At 43.0% G+C, this 17,467-nt stretch carries 17 protein-coding genes; 14 read left to right on the top strand and 3 right to left on the bottom strand.

The window, feature by feature from the left end; genetic code table 11:
• Positions 1 to 54 precede the first annotated feature (54 nt).
• Both KDM92_RS06915 and KDM92_RS06910 read left to right on the top strand, forming a co-directional pair.
• The gene (locus tag KDM92_RS06915; protein WP_212683657.1) at positions 55 to 474 is read left to right on the top strand and encodes a c-type cytochrome; all 420 of its coding nucleotides are present in this window, start codon (positions 55 to 57) and stop codon (positions 472 to 474) included.
• 153 nt (positions 475 to 627) lie between these two features.
• Positions 628 to 1,653 (top strand): FAD:protein FMN transferase, encoded by a 1,026-nt coding sequence (locus tag KDM92_RS06910; RefSeq protein WP_212683656.1) that lies wholly within the window; start codon positions 628 to 630, stop codon positions 1,651 to 1,653.
• A gap of 61 nt (positions 1,654 to 1,714) precedes the next feature.
• On the opposite strand, the gene KDM92_RS06905 is transcribed toward KDM92_RS06910, so the two are convergent.
• Positions 1,715 to 2,716, bottom strand: coding sequence for a hypothetical protein (locus tag KDM92_RS06905; protein ID WP_212683655.1), 1,002 nt, complete (start codon positions 2,714 to 2,716; stop codon positions 1,715 to 1,717).
• Positions 2,717 to 3,260: 544 nt separating this feature from the next.
• Between KDM92_RS06905 and KDM92_RS18730 the strand changes: the two genes are divergently transcribed.
• From KDM92_RS18730 to KDM92_RS06860, 10 genes are all read left to right on the top strand, one after another.
• On the top strand, positions 3,261 to 3,392 hold the full coding sequence (locus KDM92_RS18730) for a hypothetical protein (protein ID WP_268972707.1): 132 nt from the start codon (positions 3,261 to 3,263) through the stop codon (positions 3,390 to 3,392).
• Positions 3,393 to 3,551: 159 nt separating this feature from the next.
• A complete protein-coding gene (locus KDM92_RS06900) occupies positions 3,552 to 4,922 on the top strand; it encodes a hypothetical protein (protein ID WP_212683654.1) in 1,371 nt (456 codons plus the stop codon).
• A gap of 5 nt (positions 4,923 to 4,927) precedes the next feature.
• Positions 4,928 to 5,371 carry a hypothetical protein gene (locus KDM92_RS06895; protein ID WP_212683653.1) on the top strand — a complete coding sequence of 148 codons (444 nt, stop codon included), beginning with the start codon at positions 4,928 to 4,930 and terminating at the stop codon, positions 5,369 to 5,371.
• A 305-nt stretch (positions 5,372 to 5,676) separates the two neighbouring features.
• Entirely contained in the window at positions 5,677 to 6,714 is a 1,038-nt protein-coding gene (gene recA / locus KDM92_RS06890) for a recombinase RecA (RefSeq protein WP_212683652.1), read from the top strand.
• Positions 6,715 to 6,910: 196 nt separating this feature from the next.
• Positions 6,911 to 7,369 (top strand): recombination regulator RecX, encoded by a 459-nt coding sequence (gene recX / locus KDM92_RS06885; protein ID WP_212683651.1) that lies wholly within the window; start codon positions 6,911 to 6,913, stop codon positions 7,367 to 7,369.
• A 619-nt stretch (positions 7,370 to 7,988) separates the two neighbouring features.
• Positions 7,989 to 9,173: an ADP-forming succinate--CoA ligase subunit beta gene (sucC, locus tag KDM92_RS06880; protein ID WP_268972769.1), complete on the top strand. Its 1,185-nt coding sequence runs from the start codon at positions 7,989 to 7,991 to the stop codon at positions 9,171 to 9,173.
• Between the two features lie 42 nt (positions 9,174 to 9,215).
• Positions 9,216 to 9,503 carry a GIY-YIG nuclease family protein gene (locus tag KDM92_RS06875; RefSeq protein ID WP_212683649.1) on the top strand — a complete coding sequence of 96 codons (288 nt, stop codon included), beginning with the start codon at positions 9,216 to 9,218 and terminating at the stop codon, positions 9,501 to 9,503.
• A 43-nt stretch (positions 9,504 to 9,546) separates the two neighbouring features.
• Positions 9,547 to 10,428, top strand: a complete 882-nt coding sequence (gene sucD / locus KDM92_RS06870; protein ID WP_212683648.1) for a succinate--CoA ligase subunit alpha — start codon at positions 9,547 to 9,549, stop codon at positions 10,426 to 10,428.
• A 269-nt stretch (positions 10,429 to 10,697) separates the two neighbouring features.
• Positions 10,698 to 11,504, top strand: a complete 807-nt coding sequence (locus KDM92_RS06865) for a Stp1/IreP family PP2C-type Ser/Thr phosphatase (protein WP_212683647.1) — start codon at positions 10,698 to 10,700, stop codon at positions 11,502 to 11,504.
• A 56-nt stretch (positions 11,505 to 11,560) separates the two neighbouring features.
• On the top strand, positions 11,561 to 12,142 hold the full coding sequence (locus tag KDM92_RS06860; protein WP_212683646.1) for an FHA domain-containing protein: 582 nt from the start codon (positions 11,561 to 11,563) through the stop codon (positions 12,140 to 12,142).
• Between the two features lie 112 nt (positions 12,143 to 12,254).
• On the opposite strand, the gene tfpZ is transcribed toward KDM92_RS06860, so the two are convergent.
• Positions 12,255 to 13,004, bottom strand: a complete 750-nt coding sequence (gene tfpZ / locus KDM92_RS06855) for a TfpX/TfpZ family type IV pilin accessory protein (protein ID WP_212683645.1) — start codon at positions 13,002 to 13,004, stop codon at positions 12,255 to 12,257.
• Positions 13,005 to 13,253: 249 nt separating this feature from the next.
• On the opposite strand from tfpZ, the gene KDM92_RS06850 reads away from it, so the two are divergent.
• A complete protein-coding gene (locus tag KDM92_RS06850; protein ID WP_212683644.1) occupies positions 13,254 to 14,969 on the top strand; it encodes a PglL family O-oligosaccharyltransferase in 1,716 nt (571 codons plus the stop codon).
• A gap of 56 nt (positions 14,970 to 15,025) precedes the next feature.
• Entirely contained in the window at positions 15,026 to 16,561 is a 1,536-nt protein-coding gene (locus KDM92_RS06845) for an acetyl-CoA hydrolase/transferase family protein (protein WP_212683643.1), read from the top strand.
• A 373-nt stretch (positions 16,562 to 16,934) separates the two neighbouring features.
• Here the strand turns inward: KDM92_RS06845 and moaC are convergent, their stop codons facing one another.
• Positions 16,935 to 17,456, bottom strand: a complete 522-nt coding sequence (moaC, locus tag KDM92_RS06840) for a cyclic pyranopterin monophosphate synthase MoaC (RefSeq protein ID WP_212683642.1) — start codon at positions 17,454 to 17,456, stop codon at positions 16,935 to 16,937.
• Between the last annotated feature and the right edge of the window lie 11 nt (positions 17,457 to 17,467).

The following is a 17,467-nucleotide window of genomic DNA, read 5'->3' as shown; positions in this document are numbered from 1 at the left end:
ATCTATCAATCTCAAAGAGTCTTCAGGATTCTTAAAGTGTCTTAAAGGAAGAAAATGAAATCAACTACCTTACTCTTCAAACTCATTGGTTTAGCAGGTCTGCTCAGTATCAGTGCTTGTAATAATAAAGCCGCGGAGCCAGCGAGTGCGGGTTCTGCAAGCACGGTCGCTGTTGCAGCAGCTTCAGCACCAGCAGCAGCTGCGCCAGTTGCTGCAGAAAATACTGTGGGCAAAAAAGTGTATGGACAGACTTGCTCGATGTGCCATGCAGCGAATGTTGCTGGTGCACCTAAGCCAGGTGATAAAGCTGACTGGGGACCACGTATTGCACAGGGGATGGACGTTTTGTATAAGCATGCGTTGGAAGGTTTTACCGGTGCCAAAGGGCAAATGCCCGCACGTGGTGGTGCACCTAATTTAAGCGATGATGAAATTAAAGCGACAGTCGATTTTATGGTCGATCAGTCGCGCTAATTTTTCCGAGAAAATGCACGCGAAACTTGGAATCTGCATGTTTGCTTGATTTGTCTTTGAGCTTTCTTCTTATAGTAACTCTTAAACTTTTTAAGCGTCATCGCTCGTTTCGCGTCAGCGCAGTTTCGTCGAGTATCATGTCTGTCAATTGCTATGTTAAATAAATCTCCCGTATCACTGAGTCGTCGTCGTTTAGTACGTAGCATTCCATTGCTCGCTTGTGGATTGGTGATCCCACCTGTGCTTGCAAAGACAGATATTCATCAATCATCAAAGATATTGATGGGGACGAAGCTCGAACTTACTTTGCAAAATGCGGATAGTCAATTAATGAGCTTCGCTGCAAACGCAGCGTTTGCTGAAATGAATCGGCTCACTGACATGATGAGTCGATATCGTAGCGATAGTGTGCTCAATGCGATCAACCTTGCTGCTGGAGTGCAGCCAGTGAATATTCCTGGCGAGCTAATGCAGGTGTTAAAGATGGCAAAGGCAGTTGCATTGAGTAGTCAAGGTGCTTTTGATAGCACAGTGGGTGCATTCAAGAATTGGAGTTTTGATGCAGCTCATCCTTCCATCGCCACGCCGCAACAAATTGCGGAGCAACTACCGCTGATCGGTTCTCAAGGTCTCGTGCTTGATGAACGTCGTAGCACCGCTTATTTGACAAAACGTGGAATGCGACTTGATTTAGGCGGCATTGCGAAACTACCGATTCTGCAAGCGGGCATGAAGAAGCTATTAGAGCTTGGTGTTAGCAACGCTATGATCAATGGTGGTGGAGACGTCTTAGTACAGGGTCAGCTCAATGGTCGCGATTGGCGCATCGGCTTTCGCGATCCACGTCATCCTGAAAAACTACTTGGTACGATTTCTTTGAATAAAGGCTTCGTCGCCTCATCAGGTGACTATGAGCGCTTTTTGATCCAAGATGGCAAGCGCTTGCATCACATTCTTGATCCAAAAACAGGTTATCCAACGCATGGACCACGAGGCGTGACTTTGGTCAGCGAGAATCTGGAAAAAATTAATGGCTTGGGTACCGCAATTATGGTGAGTGGTGCACAAGCTGGCCGCATCAAAATACAGCAACTTGCCGGAGTCGACGCTTTGATTGTTGACCGCGATAATCAGTTGTGGACTTCACATGGGATGGCACGGAGACTGATTGCGGCTTAATCGATCTTTGTAGTCTGCTGATCGCAAGGCCTATCGTCATATTGATTTGGCATGTTCGGTTTTATGCCACTGCTCCCACTGTCTTTAGTCGCAAGTTTTCCAACTGTTGATAGCGCTCTTGCGTAATAGATAAGTGCGGATGCGCTTGTTGTGATGTTGGATCTCCTTCGAAGGAGTTTTGAGGATGCTTCGAATGAAATTGTGAGCGTGCTTTCATCTGCGCTAATTCTTCAGGATTGCAGTCAATCGCCAATTGACTTAGCAATTTCTCCCAAATGATCGCTGGTAACTCACTGTAATTAATCAGTTGTAGTCCACTCATCGCGTGATGCTGAATCGCCGCTGAATAGAATTGATCAAGCACTGCAAGACAGAATGCGTCTAAATCGCCAGGCGATAGTGTGCTGTACTCAACTTGTAAGTCGCCAAAGTTAACAAAATCGGGAATCATTTGTGGACCGCGTTGACGCTGGTGCGATGCTAAAACTTGTGTCGGCTCCCGATAGAGAAATAGCATAGGCGTGTTAGGAAAGGCTTCACGGATAAAACGAATTTGCCCTAAATGCCAACTATCTAATTTGATGATCACATTTTTTTCATTGGCAAAACGCCTCTGGCCTAGCGCATGAATTAGTTTTCGAAATGTCGCGATATTGGTTTCTTTCGATTCTTTCATCGTATTAAAAAACATATCAATGACTGGCGGTTCAGATAGAACGATGCAGTGCGATAAAGTGCTCAACATTTGCGTCATCAAAGTCGATCCGCAACGTGACACATGAAAAATAAACGCGCTTGGTTGAATAAAATCATCGAATTTGTCTAAGGCATCAAGTTTAGTCTTGCAGACACGACGTTGGTCATGCGCTTGATCATGTAAGGAGTCTTGGAAAAATGACGCACTAAATCGTTGATCCCGCATATCCCGCCAAATTAGCTCCCCAGTTTTTTCATCGATGCTGATCGGATACCAGTTTTTGAGAGTATCAAGTTGATTCGCATCGATCAATTGAGCTTGAAGATAGGAGCGGTGTTCATTGGCGAAATTATTAGGTTTGGACATAGGCTGTTGAGCTCGATAAAGTATTTGTAAGATAAAATTTTAGCTATTGTAGGTTTTGTGGGGTTGTGGCGGAAGATTGAATTTTCTTAGTGTCGATGTTCTATTAATTTTGAACTCCGATTCTAGTGGAATCAAACAGTTACGTTTTAGCGTTTGAGTTAATTTTGAACAAGAAAATCATCTAATTCTGAATTACTAAGGATTTTGTTCGCTTGATTTTGAATTCTTCGGTGGAGCAAATTCTATAGTAGTGTTTTTATATTTCTTTTGACTATTTTTCTATTTGCAATTAATTGACATCGGATTTTGGTGCAATTTATTCGATGTGACTGTTGAGGTCACCGATTTGATTTTTGAGCCCACTCGGAATCTGTCTACCACTTGTATTTGCTAATACATCGGAATTTTCTTCAATCGTATGCCGCGAGTGAGAAATCTTAATCAGATGAGTCATCCCGGGTTTTTGAATGATTTCAATTTAGAGTTTAAAAGTTGTCTACAAAGTGGGCGGAAGTCCAGTTTCTATAGTTTCAAATTATTGGCCATGAATGAATATCACGCAGGAACTAGCAAGATCGCAAAATGTACTGTGCAGTTTTTTAATCCACCTGCAGCGGAAAGAAAGTTACCAGAAACGGCGGATCAACTTGCTACTTATGATTTAGTTGGTTTGTGAATCTTTACGTCGGGAGATGTTTTTGTTGCTTCCGAGTTGCGGAGAGTGATCGATGCGAAAATGACGGATGGTAAAAAATGAGTCTTATTTTGTATTTGTTTCACCTAGTAAATTAGCAATGAGGAAGTATTTTCTCTCGTTTTTAGTGGAGGCACATCAATGAATCAAAAAGAATCAAGATCGAAATTGAAGGATTGCATACATTTTCTTTGGCTTGTAGTAGGAGTAGTTTGGTTGATTGCAATGACCTTGAGTCCTAGTGTTTTCGCACAAAAAACCGCGCCTTCAATGCCGAACGAGGGTGCTGAGAAATCGAATCGAAGTGATGATTATATAGATAAAAGCCAAATGAGAATGTCTCCAGAGTGGAGACTGAAAATGAGCGACATTTTTTTGGGCGGTGAGCAATCTTTCGATGTGGATTGGAAATTGGCTTCTGCTCAATTGCGTGTACTGAAACCTGAGATTGATACGCGCAAATATGAACGATTTGCCATTCAAAAAATCGTGGTTGGAGACGTCGACTTTGCTATTTTTCATTGGTTAGAGGACATAGAAGAAAGTAAGGGGTATTCCAAGGGTGATCCGCATTATTTTTCTGGGGCACCTCATAAATTGTTGATGACGCGGAGGAAGGGAGCGCTTGTATTTAGCCAATATTTTGATGGCATAGAGACCTTTGAATTTCCACAAGAAAGAGATTTGCTTGCCGATGAGCCAGGTTTTTATCAGACAAAAGACATCGAGTGGGAGCAGCAATGCAAACGTTCAAATATTCGAAAAAATATGAATGTTCGTTCAAATCATTATCGTATTTGCCCGAGCTTTTTGTTGGCAAAGAGTCGAGGTCAAGAAGTCATTCTTTTTTCCACAATTCATAGTGAGGATTTGAATGCACGGTACTACAGTTTTGATCCTAAGACTGGCTTACTTGGCTCCACTTTAGAAGTGCATGCAAAATTTGGAAATAGTGCTTTAAATTATGATAGTGCGACCAGATCGGTTTATGTTGAAAGTCATACGATGGAGGTATTACCAAAGGAAGCTCAAGAGCTCCCTACGCTGAGACAAGTACAAGCGCTCAAGGTGTTTCTGCAAAGTAGTTTGGGAAAGAAATTTTGTGGAATAAGACCTTGTATTCCTGGCAGTAGTCCATTGGGAAATAAGTCTTCTGTTGTATATAGGGTCGAATTGGGTGTAGAGGGTAAATTTTATGAAAATCTTAAGGCGCATTTAGGGTCTTATTTGTTGGAAGAAAAGAATCGAGATGCATTGGAATGGCTAGGGGGCGAAAATAATCGAATTCAAGAATTAGAAAACAAATCGTGGGAGTTTCGGGTGATTTGGATTTGCAATTTTATGGGCACTTTTTCAGCAGTCAATGAACCTCAGCGAATATTGAATGCTTGGGGGCAAATTCCTGATAGAGCAAAACGAGATATTACGCCAAACGACATCGCTTTATATTGGGCGGCTCTTGGCAGGGAGGGATTGTTAAAGGTTTTTCCAAGTCTACTTTTGGAAAATTAGGAACCATGCAAAAAATCTTGGGCGTTGAGCCTATTTTTTTTAAAGTTGGATTAACTGAAAACAACAACTATTTGAATAAATTTGAGGTGATTGTAATGGGTCACAAATTAGAGAATTTAAAGAATATCGCGCAAGTACATAGATTGTTCATAGAACGTATTGTGGCTTTGGGCAAAGCTAGTGGCTACTCTGCTCGTGTAATCAATGAGGCTGTCATTCAGGCGAATATTGAATCCGGATTTGATGTAAATGAGTTAGGAAATGCGTCCGGTAAGAGTCAGCCTAAAGGGCTTTATCAATATATTGATACTACTTGGGAAGGGCAGTTCTTAAATTATGCAAAAGAACAAAACAAGTTGCTTGTATCAGGAAAAGCAGAGTCTATTGATGTTATAGCTAGAGCGACATACGATGGGGATGATCCCATTAAGGGACTGGTTTCTACTTAACTCGGATGTATTTTTGCCATCCATTTCCATTGAATTTAAGTATCTGAATTATATAGGTTCATTTCACTTATTGAGTTCAGAATTAAGTGAACAAAATTCAGAATTAAAAGAATTTCGACAAAAATAACCGAAATCCAACGATAAAAAAATATTTTAAAAGAAGCTTGCACAAACTACTGATTTTTTATACAGTGTCGACATTCAGTGGTTTAAGCAGTTTTTAGCGACTTTATTTACGATAGAACAAGTTCGCAAGTATCACGACATTATTTGACATACATCTTTGTACTAACCAGGAAGAAATCATGGACGACAGAAAAACTGATAATAGCGCCGACAAAAGTAAAGCCTTAGCTGCGGCCTTAGCGCAAATTGAAAAGCAATTTGGTAAAGGCTCTATCATGCGTTTAGCGGATGGCGCACCAGTTGAAGAGATTCAAGTTGTCTCTACTGGCTCCTTGGGCTTGGACATTGCTTTAGGTGTTGGTGGCCTGCCACGCGGACGTGTTGTAGAAATTTACGGCCCTGAATCTTCTGGTAAAACGACGCTGACGTTGCAAGTCATTGCTGAAATGCAGAAGTTGGGCGGCACTTGCGCGTTTATCGATGCGGAGCATGCCTTAGACGTTGGCTACGCGCAAAAGCTTGGTGTGAATTTAAACGATTTGTTGATTTCTCAGCCAGATACTGGTGAGCAAGCGCTAGAAATTACAGACGCATTGGTGCGATCTGGTAGTGTCGATTTAGTGGTAGTCGATTCCGTCGCTGCATTAACACCAAAGGCCGAGATCGAAGGTGATATGGGTGATTCTTTGCCTGGTTTGCAAGCACGTTTGATGTCGCAAGCTTTGCGTAAATTAACTGGTAGCATCAATCGTACCAATACTTTGGTGATCTTTATTAACCAGATTCGTATGAAAATTGGTGTGATGTTTGGTAGCCCAGAGACTACAACTGGTGGTAATGCTTTGAAATTCTATGCTTCAGTTCGTTTGGATATTCGTCGTACTGGATCAATTAAAGCAGGTGACGAAGTAGTTGGTAATGAGACCAAAGTGAAAGTGGTCAAGAATAAAGTAGCGCCACCATTTAAAGAAGCGCATTTTGATATCTTGTATGGTGCAGGTACTTCACGCGAGGGTGAGATTTTGGATTTGGGCGCGGATTGTAAGATTGTTGAGAAATCTGGCTCTTGGTATAGCTATAACGGCGAAAAAATTGGTCAAGGCAAAGATAATGCAAGAAACTTCCTGATCGAACGACCAGCATTAGCGCATGAAATTGAAAACAAAGTGCGTGAGCAGTTAGGCGTACCTTTGTTGCCGGCACTGGTTGAAGAATAGTTAATTAGAGCTTATGCAGACATAAGCTCGGTGAATAGGAAAGATCACGTTAGTCTTAAGTCGACTTACTTGGAAACAAGTGGTCGACTTTTTTTATGTGTAGCGATGTGAGTACCTTCTTTGAACTAGACGCGTGAAAGATGCTTAAAACACGCGTGACCTAGTTGATGTACAAGTCAGATGTCTAAAAACAAATATGCTGAAACCTAAACTTAGTTTAAAAGGCCGCGCCTTACGTTATCTGTCTATGCGTGAATATAGCCGCATTGAGCTGGCACGCAAACTTTCTGCGTATGCGCAAGATGACGACGAATTGAATGGATTATTGAACTGGCTAGAAGAATCAAAATTTCTTTCAGATCAACGTTTCTCAGAAGCTTTGGTACATAAGCGTCAAGGGCGATTTGGTAACCAGAAAATATTAGCGGAATTGCAGAGCCATCAACTAAACAAGGAAGATTTAGAAGAAATTAAAGATGATCTAGAGGCAACTGAGTCACAAAGAGCCGTTGATGTTTTGTGGAGAAAATTTAGCGCACCGCCTGCCGATCACCGAGAGAAAGCCAAGCAAATGCAATTTTTGGCACAACGTGGCTTCTCAAGTCGCGCAATTAACTTTGCATTAAAGCAGCCACGTGAGAGCTTCGATGAGTGAATACCAGTTTATGTTTTACGGACTTAAGTAAATTTTCATTTGAGTTATTTGAGAAAATGCAATTTTTTGCGAAAACGCAGGATGTTTCATATTTTTAAGCGGGTTTTCCTGAAAAGTGGTCTAACCAAAAAATAGAATTCATGCTTTAGCTGTGCTAAAATCCACAGGTTTTTTGCAACGCCGCAAGAGCGGCTGTTATGGTAGAAGCTACGATAACGCACGCAATTGTGGCTTTTTATATTTGAATTGCCGCCAGCAGGCATGATGTCCTCAACAACATTCACTACAATTTGGGCTTACTCGATGAAGTCCAATTCGGTCTTTCGCGCTCTCGCAAAAATGTGCGGTGTGCAGGCGTACGACCATAGAGTTCATGTTGATACCTGTGAAACTGGCGCAAATGAATTAAGCAAAGTTTTGATTCCCAACTGATTGATAAAACGTGACACCAAGGATGGTCGTCGCGTTTTTTTGTATGGGCTTGAGAATTGTGTAGATGAGCTAAGGAATATAAATTTTTAGTTCATCGAATTCATGAAGATGTTGCAGCATGGTTTTGTTTGTTGGCAGTAATTGATCCAAATTATTTTGTTTTACTTTTTAACTAATACCTCAGTGTCTGAAGGGAAGTCGTATGAAAATCCATGAGTATCAGGGTAAAGAAATCCTCCGTAAATTCGGAGTGACCGTACCGCGCGGTATCCCATGCATGTCCGTTGAAGAAGCAGTCAAGGCTGCTGAAACTTTAGGCGGTCCAGTATGGGTAGTCAAAGCACAAATTCACGCCGGTGGCCGTGGTAAAGGTGGTGGCGTTAAAGTTGCTAAATCCATGGAGCAAGTACGCGAATACGCAGACGCGATCATGGGTATGCAATTGGTGACACACCAAACTGGCCCAGAAGGTCAAAAAGTGCGTCGTTTGTTGATCGAAGAAGGCGCGGATATTAAGAAAGAACTGTACGTCAGTATGGTAACTGACCGTATCAGCCAACGCGTGGTGTTGATGGCATCCTCCGAAGGCGGTATGGACATCGAAGAAGTGGCGGAAAAACATCCGGAATTGATCCACTCTATCGCGATCGATCCAACGGCTGGTTTGCAAGATGCGCAAGCAGATGACATCTCCCGTAAAATCGGTGTGCCAGAAGGTTCTATCGAAGACGCTCGTGTTCAATTGAAAGGCTTGTACAAAGCTTTCATGGAAACAGATTGTTCTTTAGCTGAAATCAATCCATTGATTTTGACTGGTTCAGGCAAAGTGATCGCTCTTGATGCGAAATTTAACTTCGACGCGAACTCCTTGTTCCGTCAACCAGAAATCGTCGCTTACCGCGATTTGGATGAAGAAGATCCAGCTGAAATCGAAGCATCTAAATTTGACCTTGCTTACATTTCGCTCGACGGCAACATTGGCTGCTTAGTGAACGGTGCAGGTTTAGCGATGGCAACCATGGATACCATCAAATTGTTCGGCGGCGAGCCAGCTAACTTCCTCGACGTAGGTGGTGGAGCAACTGCAGAAAAAGTGACTGAAGCATTTAAGATCATGTTGAAAAACCCAGGCTTGAAAGCGATCTTGGTCAACATCTTCGGTGGCATTATGCGTTGTGACGTGATTGCAGAAGGCGTGATCACTGCGTCTAAAGCAGTGTCCTTGCAAGTGCCTTTGGTGGTACGTATGAAAGGTACAAACGAAGATATCGGTAAGAAAATGTTGGCTGACTCTGGTTTGCCTATCATCTCTGCAGACACGATGGAAGAAGCCGCGCAGAAGGTTGTTGCCGCTGCTGCTAGTCATAAATAACATAAATGCGTCATTCCCGCGAAAGCGGGAATCCATTTACAGATGTTGAGTTATACCTACATACTTTCTGATAAGCCGCGAGGAACACTTTATATCGGTGTGACTTCAGATTTGATTAAACGAATTTGGCAACATAAAGAATCGTTTGTTGATGGGTTTAGTGCAAAGTATGGTTTGAAAAAATTGGTATGGTTTGAAGTTCATGAAGATATAAGCGAAGCCATAAAGCGCGAAAAACAGCTTAAGAAATGGAATCGTGTTTGGAAGATCGAGTTAGTCGAGAAAACCAATTCTGAGTGGCGAGACCTGTATCCAGAGCTACTAAATTAACATGGATTCCCGCTTTTGCGGGAATGACGAGATAGAGGAATATATGAGTATCCTGATTAATAAAGACACTAAAGTCATTACACAAGGTATCACTGGTAAAACAGGCCAGTTCCATACACGTATGTGCCGCGATTACGCGAACGGCAAAAACTGCTTCGTTGCAGGCGTGAATCCTAAGAAAGCTGGCGAAGATTTCGAAGGCATTCCAATTTACGCGAATGTCTCTGAAGCGAAAGCTGCGACAGGCGCAACAGTTTCCGTCATCTACGTTCCACCAGCAGGCGCAGCAGCTGCGATCTGGGAAGCCGTTGAAGCGGAACTCGATTTGGCGATCTGTATCACTGAAGGTATTCCTGTTCGTGACATGATGATGTTGAAAGACCGCATGGCTAAAGCGGGTAGCAAAACAAAATTGCTCGGCCCTAACTGCCCAGGTTTGATCACACCAGACGAAATCAAGATCGGCATTATGCCAGGTCACATCCACCGTAAAGGTCGTATCGGCGTGGTTTCCCGCTCTGGTACATTGACATACGAGGCGGTCGGTCAATTGACCGCGCTCGGCTTGGGTCAATCTTCTGCGGTTGGTATCGGTGGCGATCCAATCAATGGTTTGAAACACATCGACGTCATGAAGATGTTCAACGACGATCCAGATACAGACGCTGTGATCATGATCGGTGAAATCGGTGGTCCAGATGAAGCGAATGCGTCTTACTGGGTACGTGACAACATGAAGAAGCCAGTCGTTGGTTTCATCGCTGGTGTGACTGCGCCTCCAGGCAAACGTATGGGTCACGCAGGTGCCTTGATTTCTGGTGGTGCTGACACTGCGCAAGCAAAATTAGACATCATGGAAGAATGCGGTATCAAAGCAACTAAGAACCCATCTGAAATGGCGCGTTTGCTGAAAGCAATGCTGTAATTTGATAATGTCTGTTTGCGTCATAATGAGAATTAATCAATATGCTTGATTCTCATAAATTGATCTAAAAAAATAAGGGAGCAATCGCTCCCTTATTTTTTTGTGCGGAAATAAAAAACACGTCGAAAAATGTTGTAGTTGCGCTATTGAAACATTAAAATTTGCAAACTAAGTTCATAATGCTTTAGCTTAATGGTAAGCTCGTTAAGTTTAACAATCTGAGTACACGAGATTTCTTTATTTTAATGTTGCCTTAATTATTTTCCTTCATGCCCGCACAAACAGTTCTGGAATTTGCTAGTCATTCAGACACCGGACTTGTCCGCAGTCATAATGAGGATGCAATTGTTATTTCTCCTGAGCTTGGCCTTGCCATTTTGGCTGACGGCATGGGTGGCTATAATGCGGGCGAGGTCGCCAGTCAAATGAGTGTTGACTTGGTTCGTGAGCAGATTCGAAATAGCCTTGATGCGACTTGGATGCCACGCTTACCTTGGCAATCTTCCATCTCTGAAAAGTGGGTACAAGACGCTATCGTCTACGCTAATCAAAAGGTAATAGAGCAGGCGAATAAGAATCCAGATAACTTTGGCATGGGTACCACCATCGTTGCTGCACTTTGTCACTACGATAAGTTGGTGATTGGTCATGTTGGCGATTCTCGTGCTTATCTATTTCGTGAAAATTATTTAGAGCAAATTACCCGCGATCATTCTGTATTACAGGCTCAAATTGATGCGGGCTTGATTTCGCAGGCAGATGCACACCTCTCTCCAATCAAGAACTTAATTACACGTGCGGTCGGTTCAAATGATGAGATTGAAGTTGAAGTGCACGAGCATGCAATGCGTGTTGGTGATATTTTCGTACTGTGTTCTGATGGTTTGAGTGATATGCTCGATCAGATTCATATACAAACTGTCTTGAGAGAGCAATCTGAGGATTTGGATACCTGTTGCAAGACTTTAGTGTATTTGGCTAATCGTCAAGGTGGATTTGACAATATTTCCGTTGTTTTAATACGCGTCAAAGAATTGCATGAACGTGGGTTTATGGAGTATATTTTTGCTAGTTAAAAAACAAGTAACGCGTTATTTTTATTTCATTTTATTTTGTATCTAGCGGATAGATTATGGCAAAAGTTGTGGTGAATTTTAATGGTCAAGTGCAAAAAGAGATCAGTATTGACCGCGCTCGTATCAATATCGGGCGTCGTCCAGGAAATGATTTAGTGTTAGACCATCTTGCCGTGAGTGGGCGCCACGCTGCTATTGATACAACTTCAGAAGGCACTTTTATTCTCGATTTAGGTAGCACCAACGGTACTTCGGTGAATGGACAACCAATTAAAAAGCATCAGTTACAGAACGATGATGTGATTGAATTGGGGAAGTATCAGCTTAAATTTATTGTTGAGGTGGATAACTATCAGGTGTCGCCAGACGAGACTTTAAAAGTAGGAAAGATCAAAGTGCTCAATGGTTCAAATGCTGGCAAAGAAATGATTTTGTCGAAACCGGTGACAACCTTGGGTAGCCCAGGGATTTTGGTCGTTTCGATCGCACGTGATGGCAATCGTTTTAAAATTAATTTTGTAGAAGGAAAAGTTTTCCCAAAAATTAATGGTGAAGCAACCGATGCGCGTCCTCGCGTATTAGCGCACGGAGATGAAATTGATTTATCTGGAACAAAAATGGAGTTCCAGCTAGATTAAACTCAGTTCAGCTCAGTTAAGTTAATTAAGTTCAAAAAAACGAGACCAACAAATTGGTCTCGTTTTTTTATTTAGGCTTAGGAACGCCTACTTAGTTTTGCCGTAGTTTCGCCTAGTTCACGCGTAAAGGCTGCCCACTCGTGCCATCGATGGCAACAAATAATTGTCGCCCTTTTGTTTGCAAAGGAGAGAATAGGATTTTTTGTCCCTGCTTCTCTGCTTTTTCGAGCATATTCTCCAATTGTTCTTTATCTTCATTATTTGTATTTAACTGGGATGGCAGTTTGCCATTCGCGCGAACTTGCGCTTGAACATCTTCAATCGGAGCATAAAACTGAGGGAGATTTTGTATGCCCATCCCCCCCAATTTTGCAAACATAATTTCTTCCCGTTTTTTATCTGATTCTGGCGCTTTGGTGCCGACAAACACCGGACCAAATAGGGGCAATTTTTTGAATTGCGCGTGTTCTACCTTGTCTAGATCGCCGTCTTCGATTTCATTCGCTTTTACGAGAAAAAATTGGTTTTCTACATAGGCGATATAAACGGGACGTACCGCATACAATGACCATACGCCATAGGCCAAGAACATCAATTGACAGATCAGAACTGCGCTGACGTCAAACTTTAGTGATTTCTTTTTAGGATTAAAGATGATCAGCATAATTAGTGGACCTAAAACCAGATCGACTAAGACTAGAATTTTTAGTAGTTCAAAACCATTCGCTGCTTCAAATAATTGGTTTGGATACCAAACGAGTTTAACCAAACCAAAAATTACGGCGATTACCGACGCACTTGCTAGAAAATGAAAACCAAATGCTTGGAGTCGGCTTAAACTTGAAAGACGATGTGTCAACATAAATATTCTCGAAAATAAGCTTGAGTGAATTGGCGTTCTTACTGCTAGAAAATGAAAACTGGCTGAAAATAGTGCTGGTGCTCAGTCAATCTGACGCGACCAGCAAAAAATCATCGTTTAAAATAGGTGCATTCAATTCAGTTTTCAATAGCGAGCCTTAATCATTGAAGTGATCGACTCTGTCGACTTATTCAATCTAGTGAATCCACGCTGTCGAATAACTGCCTTTCAAAATTATATCTAGAAAAGATGTTTCTTAAAAATACTACGAAGCTTTCCATCATTTTGTTCGGACTTTGTTTATTGTTCGCGCAACTCTATTCTGGTCATATTCATCCTTATCGAAGCTTCTATCATGAGTTTGCTGTGGTGGTGGGGGTTTTCTTGGCTTTGATCCCACTGTTTGTTTTTTCTCAAGCGAAATTGATTGTCCCAGCAATTGCTGGAGGTGCAGTGCTGTTGTTTTCTTTCTTGGGCTTGCAAAGTTTGCTCGGATTGACTTTGCTGACGACAATTTATTACCCCTTATTTCTTTTATTTTGCACAGCCTTGGCAATGTCATTAGGCGCTAGTTGGGTCAAACTGAATGGCAATGCGGATGATCTATGTCAAATGTTTGCGGTAGTTTATTTGCTCGCCGCTGTGTTATCTGTTCTGATGCAGCAGGTGCAAATTATGGGCATGGATTGGCGTCCGATTGTGATGTATATGAGTAATGATGGCGTCAATCCTATCCGCGCATTTGCCAATGTAGCGCAACCAAATCAGTTGGCTTTGTTGATTTGTTTTGGCTTTGCCGCTTTGTGGTGGTTGTTAGAAAGTACGCGTTTGCCTGGCAAGCTTGCTTGGTGTGTCGCGGTGTTTTTGTTGTGGGGATTGGCGCTAACACAGTCGCGCATTGGGTGGATTATTCTGCCTAGTTTATTCGTGTTAATCGTGTATCTACGCAAGACCAATGCAAGATTAACTTTGCTTGGTATGCTGAGTTTGTTGGTGATCTATGCGAGTTTGGTGATTACTTTACCGACAATAGCGAAGTATTTAGGTTTTGTAGTCGGTACTTTGGGCGAGCGTCTTGGTGGACGATCGGAACGCTCTGTGTTACTCCAGCAAGCATGGGCGATTGCTAGTGCACATCCTTGGTTAGGCGCGGGATGGTTTGGTTTTGGTGCGCAACAAGTCGCGGTCGCTGCTGACTTTAGTTCGACGATTTATGCAGAGCATTCACATAACATCGTCTTGAACTTTGCTGCCGAGTTAGGTTTGCCTTTTACGATTTTATTTTTTGGTATTTTATTTGTGTGGTTTTGGAAGCATTTTGCGCGCCGCGAGGCACATCGAGACAAGTCTAAAACATTCATTCTCATGATGTTGTTAGCGGTCGGGGTGCATAGTATGGTTGAATTTCCGCTCTGGTATGCCTATGTTTTATTACCGGTCGGAGTAATGTTGGGAGCTGCACATCAATTGCAGCAACCACAAGCGGCTTGGCAGATTTCTCGCGGATGGGTGCAAGCTATCTCAGCGATTTGCTTTGCGATTTTGGCTTTTGCTTGGGTTGATTATCATCGTGTTGTAAATGGCTTTGTCGCCTTTCGACAAACTAAAGACTATGCCTTAATTCCTAAAGAAAAAATTCAAGCACCGCGCTGGACCTTGATGCCAGATTATTTTGATTATTTCAGACTCTTGCTTGTAACGCCCCGCAGTGGCATGTCATCTGAAGAAATTCAGTTTGTTATTACTTGTAGCCATCGGTTTGGCTATGTGCATATTTTAGATAAATTAGCGCAAGTCTATGTTTTGAATGATCAAGTTGATGCCGCCAAGCGTGTCATGCAGAGTTTGCAGCGCCTGCACCCGATTGTCTATCCAGAGTATTACGACTATTGGCAATCCTTAGCGAAAACAGATGAGCGCTACGCCACTGTATTTGCAACGATGCCCGCGCGAAATGCACCTTAAGGCGATCGTTAAATCCAAAGTCGTTCGATTGATTCAACCCATGTAGGAAAACAAAGATGACGCTTTCTTCCCGTATTCAACATCCTTTATTAAAACAAAAAATCATGAGCGCAGAGAGTGCGGCGTTGTTGATAGAAAACGGTGACCATGTCGGCATGAGTGGTTTTACGGGAGCGGGTTATCCTAAATTGCTGCCACAGGCTTTAGCGCGACGTATTGAACTTGCCAATCAAGGTGACCAGAAGTTTAGTATTGGTGTTTGGACTGGGGCTTCAACCGCACCTGAGTTGGATGGGGCGCTAGCCAAAGTTGGTGGCATCAATATGCGTTTGCCTTATCAATCTGATCCAACTTGTCGTGCGCGGATTAATGCGGGTCAAATGGATTATGTCGATTTGCATCTATCTCACGTGGCGCAAATTGTTTGGTTTGGGTTCTTGGGTAAGTTAAATGTCGCCGTGATTGAGGTTGCTGGCGTGCTGCCGGATGGACGTTTGATTCCATCTTCGTCAGTCGGCAATAATAAGACTTGGCTTGATCAGGCGGATAAAGTGATTTTAGAAGTGAATGCACATCAAAGTGCCGCACTTGAAGGTATGCACGATATTTATTATGGTACCGAACGCCCACCGCACCGTAAGCCAATTCCAATGGAGCACACTGGCGATCGAATCGGCGAACCATATTTGCGAGTCGATTTAAATAAAGTCGTCGCGGTAGTAGAAACAGATTTACCAGATCGAAATACAGAATTTAATGCACCAGATCAAACCTCAGAAAAAATTGCGTCTCATATCCTAGCGTTTTTTGAAGAAGAGGTAAAAATGGGGCGGATGCCGCCAGCTTTGTTGCCTCTACAATCAGGTGTAGGCAATATTGCGAATGCCGTGTTGGCGGGCTTGAATCGTGGCTCCTTTGAAAACTTAACAGGCTTCACCGAAGTACTGCAAGACGGCATGTTAGCGATGATTAAATCGGGCAAGATGACGATGGCTTCAGCCACTGCCTTATCTTTGAGCCCGACCGCCAATCAAGAGTTCTTGCAAAACTTAGATTTCTATCGGGACAAAATTATTTTGCGCCCACAGGAAATTTCGAATCATCCCGAATTGATTCGTCGTCTTGGTGTCATCTCTATGAATGGCATGCTCGAAGCAGACATTTATGGCAATGTGAATTCCACTCATGTGATGGGAACGCGCATCATGAACGGCATTGGCGGTTCAGGTGATTTTGCTCGCAATGCCTATGTGTCGATGTTTATGACACCATCGACCGCCAAGGGCGGGGCGATCTCTTGTATTGTGCCAATGGTCAGTCATGTTGATCACACCGAACACGATGTACAGATCATCGTGACCGAACAGGGCTTAGCCGATTTACGCGGTGTAGCTCCGCGTCATCGCGCCGAATTAATTATTCAACGCTGCGCCCATCCAGATTATCGTCCTGCTTTGCTTGATTATGTTCAGCGTGCGCAACATAACGCACAAGCAGGACAAGGTGGCATGCATACACCACACATTCTCGACGAAGCCTTGTCGTGGCATAGTCGTTATGAGCGGGAAGGGCAGATGCTGCCTAAACTTTGAAGTTGTTTCAAAGTTTGGTTGAATCGATGAGTTTTGTTGATTTCAATCCAAAATCCAAATGTGAATTTGAACGAATTCCCTCTCTTACATGGTATGGCTATCTACACAAGTTCAGATTTGGTTAGAAACGCCTTCTCCCGCAAGCGGGAGAAGGCAGGGATGAGGGCAGTCCAGAATGAAGAAATGGATTTAATTACTGCGTTCTGTATTGAGAATACATGCAGTCGATATGTTTTCTCGCTTGTCAGCGTCCCTCACCCCAACCCTCTCCCGCTTGCGGGAGAGGGAGTGTTATTAGAACTCAGATTTGTCTAGATACCGATGCTTACAAGGGGAAGGGGGTACACAAGATACATTGGCCACTTACAACACTTCAATCAATCACCGCAGTCCAATCCCCCGATTTACCACCATGTTTTTCTAACACCCGAATATCACTCATCACCATACCCCGATCAACTGCTTTGCACATGTCATAAATCGTGAGCAAACCAATTTGTACCGAAGTTAAGGCCTCCATTTCAACACCAGTTTTGCCATAGGTCTCGACTTGTGCTTGGCATAGTACGGCATGGTTCGCTGCATCGAGTTCAAAGTCAACCGTGACGCGGGTCAAGGCTAATGGGTGGCATAAAGGAATTAAATCGCTGGTACGTTTGGCTGCCATAATCGCCGCAATTCTTGCGATGCCAATCACATCGCCTTTTTTTGCATGACCATTTTGTATTAAGGCAAAGGTCGCTGCTTGCATGCGAATTTTTCCAGCTGCGCGGGCGATTCTGTGGGTACTATCTTTGTCGCCAACATCCACCATATGCGCTTGTCCACCTTGATCAAAGTGGGTCAAGCCACCATTTACCTCAATCGAGGAACTTGTAGAATTTTTGTTAGTCATAATTAAACACT

The sequence above is a fragment of the Affinundibacterium baiyunense genome (genome assembly GCF_018139645.1).
In the GTDB taxonomy this organism is placed as follows: domain Bacteria; phylum Pseudomonadota; class Gammaproteobacteria; order Burkholderiales; family Burkholderiaceae_D; genus Undibacterium; species Undibacterium baiyunense.
The sequence above is the reverse complement of the archived record's forward strand: the minus strand, read 5'-3'. Positions and strand labels throughout refer to the sequence as shown.